3 protein-coding genes are annotated in these 4,328 nt (G+C 70.8%); all 3 read left to right on the plus strand.

All coding sequences use genetic code 11. The features are described 5' to 3' along the window. Positions 1-257 precede the first annotated feature (257 nt). The 3 genes from sucC (at position 258) to AOQ53_RS33585 (ending at position 4,062) form a co-directional block, all read left to right on the plus strand. Positions 258-1,388, plus strand: coding sequence for an ADP-forming succinate--CoA ligase subunit beta (sucC, locus tag AOQ53_RS33575; RefSeq protein ID WP_059423051.1), 1,131 nt, complete (start codon positions 258-260; stop codon positions 1,386-1,388). Between the two features lie 11 nt (positions 1,389-1,399). Next, positions 1,400-2,341 (plus strand): succinate--CoA ligase subunit alpha, encoded by a 942-nt coding sequence (gene sucD, locus AOQ53_RS33580; RefSeq protein WP_059423053.1) that lies wholly within the window; start codon positions 1,400-1,402, stop codon positions 2,339-2,341. A 164-nt stretch (positions 2,342-2,505) separates the two neighbouring features. Next, positions 2,506-4,062 (plus strand): aldehyde dehydrogenase family protein, encoded by a 1,557-nt coding sequence (locus tag AOQ53_RS33585; RefSeq protein ID WP_059423055.1) that lies wholly within the window; start codon positions 2,506-2,508, stop codon positions 4,060-4,062. The last annotated feature ends 266 nt before the right edge of the window (positions 4,063-4,328 follow it).

A 4,328-nucleotide genomic window follows, 5' to 3' on the forward strand; every position in this document is an offset into this window, starting at 1 on the left:
GCGTCGCCGACGGACCCGACTGCACATGCGTCATATCCAGCACACGGATCCCCTCAAGAGCCTTCGTCGTCACAGGTCACCTCACTTGTCCCTATGCCTCGAGCGTCCTGGCGGTGCTGGTCACGGGCCATGTCCGGCACATTGCATACAGTCGACGGATACTGTATGAAGATTGTTATCCCGCATGCCGTGGGTGATGTCCAGGGGTCGCGCAGCACTTTTCAGTCGTGCGGCACTTTTGAGACGGGAGCCAGATCATGGACCTGTACGAGCACCAGGCCCGAGGGCTCTTCGAAGAACACGGCATCCCGGTACCGAGGGCGGACGTCACGTCCTCGGCCAAGGAGGCGCGTGAGATCGCCCGTCGGCTCGGCGGCCGCGTCGTCGTGAAGGCGCAGGTCAAAACCGGTGGCCGGGGCAAGACGGGCGGTGTGAGACTCGCCGCCGACCCGGCCGCCGCAGAGCTGACGTCACGTCAGATCCTCGGCATGGACATCAAGGGACACACGGTCGGCAAGGTCATGCTGGCCCAACCCATCGACATCGAGGCCGAGTTCTACGTCGCCTACGTCCTCGACCGCGCGGCGGGCCGGTTCCTCGCCGTGGCCTCGGCGGAGGGCGGCACGGAGATCGAGGAGGTCGCCGCCCGTCGCCCGGAGGCCGTCGCGCGCATTCCCATCGACCCGGCCGAAGGCGTCCACTCGGCGAAGGCGGGCGAGATCGCCGCGGCGGCCGGGCTTCCGCCGCAGACCGTCGACGTCCTCGAACGGCTGTGGGAGGTGCTGGTCGGGGAGGACGCCCTCCTCGTTGAGGTAAACCCGCTCGTCCGTACAGAGAAAGGCCAGATTCTCGCTCTCGACAGCAAGGTCACTCTTGACGACAATGCCCGCTTCCGGCAGAACCGTTGGGATACCGAGGGAGCGGTGCACGACGACCCGCTGGAGGCGGCGGCCGCCGCGAAGGGCCTCAACTACGTCAAACTCGACGGCGAGGTCGGCATCATCGGCAACGGCGCCGGCCTGGTCATGTCGACCCTCGACGTGGTCGCCGGCTGCGGTGCCCGCCCCGCCAACTTCCTCGACATCGGCGGCGGGGCACCGGCCCGGATCATGGCCGACGGGCTGTCCGTCATCCTGTCGGACCCGGATGTGAAGTCGGTGTTCGTCAACGTCTTCGGCGGCATCACCGCCTGCGACGCGGTCGCCGACGGCATCGTCCGGGCCTTGGACGGCGTGCGGTTGACCAAGCCGCTCGTCGTGCGCCTCGACGGCAACAACGCCGTCCGCGGCCGCGCCATCCTCGACGAGCGTGCCCACCCCCTTATCCAGCAGGCCACCACCATGGACGGTGCCGCCCGCCGTGCCGCCCAGCTCGCCCACACCAGCTGAAGGAGCGGGACATGGCCGTCTTCCTCACCAAGGAGTCCAGGGTCCTCGTCCAGGGCATGACCGGCGGCGAGGGCATGAAGCACACCCGGCGCATGCTCGCGGCCGGTACGAACGTCGTCGGCGGCGTCAACCCGCGCAAGGCGGGCCGTACCGTCGACTTCGGCGACCGTGCCGTACCCGTCTTCGGGTCGGTGGCCGACGGAATGCGGTCGACCGGAGCCGACGTCACCGTCGTCTTCGTACCGCCCGCCTTCGCCAAGGCGGCGGTCGTCGAGGCCGCCGGCGCCGGGATCGGCCTCGTGGTCGTCATCACCGAGGGCATCCCGGTCCACGACTCCGTCGCCTTCACCGCCTACGCGAAAAAGAAGGGCACCCGGATCGTGGGCCCCAACTGCCCCGGGCTGATCACACCCGGTCAGTCCAACGCCGGCATCATCCCGGCGGACATCACCAAGCCGGGCCGCATCGGCCTGGTGTCCAAGTCGGGCACGCTCACCTACCAACTCATGTACGAGCTGCGCGACATCGGCTTCTCCACCTGTGTCGGCATCGGCGGCGACCCTGTCGTCGGCACCACCCACATCGACTGCCTCGCCGCCTTCCAGGACGACCCCGACACCGAACTGATCGTCCTCATCGGGGAGATCGGCGGGGACGCCGAGGAACGGGCGGCCGCGTACATCCGCGAGCACGTCACCAAGCCGGTCGTCGGCTACATCGCCGGCTTCACCGCGCCCGAGGGCAGGACCATGGGCCACGCGGGCGCCATCGTGTCCGGATCGTCGGGCACGGCGCAGGCGAAGAAGGAAGCCCTGGAGGCGGTCGGCGTCAAGGTCGGCACCACCCCGACCGACACGGCCCGCCTCGTGCTCGCCCTGCTGGACGTCGACCGTGACACCACGGGCGCCGACCATGACACCGCCGACGCCGACCGCGACACCGCTCGCGGCTGACACGGACTGACCGCCGGGAACGAGGGGGTGTCCGCCGAAGACATGCGGCGCCTCCGCGTTCCCCCCTCCTACCCGCGACCAATAGTCGCGCGGCCACGCATGCCGCCCCCGGGCAGCTGCCCGGCCTCCCGCCCCCGACTGTGCACCGAGAGCGGAGACACCGCATGACCACCACCCTCAACTCCACCCAGCTCGTGGTGAAGTCCGGCACGTCCTGGGAAGACGCCTGGCGGCGCTGCCTCGCGGTCGCCCCAGAGGCGTTCCAGGACGACCGCGTCCTCAACCTCTGGAACTCCGCCTGGCGGGCGGACGGCCGGGCACTGCCCGCCACCAGCCCCGTCGACGGCAGCCCGATCGCCGGCCCGCCGCGCCTGGACGGGGTCGCCGCCCAGCAGGCGGTGCGCGCCTCGCTCGACCAGCACCGCGCCTGGCGGCACGTCCCCCTCGACGAGCGCCGCGCCCGTGTCGCGGCCACCCTCGACGCCCTCACCCAGCACCGCGAACTCCTCGCCCTCCTGCTCGTCTGGGAGATCGGCAAGCCGTGGCGGCTCGCGCAGGCGGACGTCGACCGGGCCATCGACGGAGTGCGCTGGTACGTCGACGGCATCGAGCCGATGGTCGAGGGCCGGGCCCCGCTGGACGGCCCGGTGTCCAACATCGCGAGCTGGAACTACCCGATGAGTGTGCTCGTTCACGCCCTGCTGGTCCAGGCACTGGCAGGCAACGCGGTCATCGCCAAGACCCCGACCGACGGCGGTGTCGCCTGTCTGACCCTGGCCTGTGCGCTCGCCGCCCGCGAGGGGATTCCCGTCACCCTCGTCAGCGGCAGCGGGGGAGAGCTGTCCGAGGCGCTGGTGCGGGCGCCCGAGATCGGCTGCGTCTCCTTCGTCGGCGGTCGCGACACCGGCGCCGCGGTGGCCACCGCCGTCGCCGACCTCGGCAAGCGCCATGTACTCGAACAGGAGGGACTCAACACCTGGGGCATCTGGAACTACACGGACTGGGACGCGCTCACGGCCGTCGTCCCCAAGCTCTTCGACTACGGCAAGCAGCGCTGCACGGCGTACCCGCGCTTCGTCGTCCAGCGGGAGCTGTTCGACGAGTTCCTGGCGGCGTACCTCCCGGCCGTGCGCACGCTGCGCGTCGGGCACCCGCTCGCGGTGGAGCACCCCGACGCCCCCTACCCGGCACTGGACTTCGGGCCGGTGATCAACGCGGCCAAGGCGAAGGACCTGCGCGACCAGGTCGCCGAGGCCATCGCCCGCGGTGCCGTCCCCGTGCATCGCGCCAATGTGGCGGAAGCCCGCTTCCTGCCCGGTCAGGACACCTCGGCATACGTCCAGCCGGTCACGCTCCTGAATCCGCCCCCGTCCTCCCCCCTGCACCACGCCGAGCCGTTCGGCCCCGTCGACACGATCGTCCTGGTCGACACCGAGGCGGAGCTGCTGGCCGCGATGAACGCCTCGAACGGCGCGCTGGTGGCCACGCTGTCCACGGACGACCGGGCGACCTTCGACCGGCTCGCGCCGCAGATCCGCGCGTTCAAGGTCGGTCACGGCAAGCCGCGTTCGCGAGGCGACCGGGAGGAGCTGTTCGGCGGGTTCGGCGCGTCCTGGCGCGGTGCCTTCGTCGGCGGTGAGCTGCTGGTGCGCGCGGTCACCCAGGGCCCGGCGGGCGAGCGCCTGCCCGGCAACTTCCCGGAGTACCAGCTGATGCCGTGACCGGCGGCCGGGCGGTGCCCACGTCAGGGCGCCGTCCGGTGACCGGCTGGACCCAGCCCACTCCACGCCCCGCGGCCTTCGCGGAGGCGGCGTCCGAGCCTGCTCTCCGCCGGACGGTGGATCGAGCGGGGGAGGCGCAATCCTCACGGCGCCCCTGGCGCCGTACACACCAAGACGGACCAGTGAGGTGGCGATCATGACGAAGGCTCTTGAGGGGATCCGTGTGCTGGATATGACGCATGTGCAGTCGGGTCCGTCGGCGACGC

Origin of the sequence: Streptomyces azureus, assembly GCF_001270025.1 — a bacterium.
In the GTDB taxonomy this organism is placed as follows: domain Bacteria; phylum Actinomycetota; class Actinomycetes; order Streptomycetales; family Streptomycetaceae; genus Streptomyces; species Streptomyces azureus.